This is a genomic window from Streptomyces sp. GC420, assembly GCF_009916105.1.
Taxonomy (GTDB): Bacteria; Actinomycetota; Actinomycetes; order Streptomycetales; family Streptomycetaceae; genus Streptomyces.
Map to the genome: position 1 here is coordinate 1 of NZ_JAAAXQ010000808.1, position 717 is coordinate 717.

At 76.8% G+C, this 717-nt stretch carries 1 protein-coding gene; it reads right to left on the bottom strand.

Going from position 1 to position 717, the window contains the following annotated elements; genetic code table 11:
* Window positions 1–717, bottom strand: a 717-nt coding sequence (locus GUY61_RS38735) for a VCBS repeat-containing protein (protein ID WP_166634953.1), incomplete at both ends; no start/stop codon positions are given.

Below are 717 nucleotides of genomic sequence, written 5' to 3' on the forward strand. Positions count from 1 at the left end.
GTGTACGCGCCGCCCGCGCGGCCCGGGCCCGCAGGTCCGCCCAGCAGCAGCCGCGCCGGCTTCCCCGCGGCCGCGCGCACGGCGAGGTCGTCGTAGCCGTCGCCGTCGGCGTCCTCACGCGGCTCGGGGGCCGCCAGTACGGTCGCGTTCGCGGGGATCGGTGCGGCGGCGGCGCGCGGGGCGCCACCGCGGGTGAACGGGCCCCGGAGGAAGCTGAGCTGCCCCGCGCTGGCGGTGACCGTCAGGTCGGCGGCGCCGTCCCCGTCGAAGTCGCCGCACACGGGCTGGTCGGGCCATTCGTTGCCGGCCCGTGACCGGGCGGGGATGCGCAGCTTCACGGCCTTGGCGGTGAGGCCCTTGGGGCCGCCGAAGAGCAGCTGGAGGGGGACGGGCGGCTGCCCGATGCCGTCGTACGGGGGGTCGGTGGTCACCACGAGGTCGCTGTAGCCGTCCCCGTCGAGGTCGCACACCGCCTCGGACTCGAAGGCGGCGGGGACGACTCCGTCGGTGGGCGCGGCATTGCGGGCCGGTGTGAGCAGCTGCCGGGTGCGCGGGTCGAGCACGCCCGAGACGCTGCCGTAGACGATGCCGATGCCCGCGTCGTCGGCGTGGCTGGACTCGCGTACGAGTTCGTCGAGCACGAGGTCGCGCAGGCCGTCGCCGTTGAAGTCCGGCCGGGCGGCGGCGCTCCTGGCGCCCTTGCCGGTGGGTACGGGC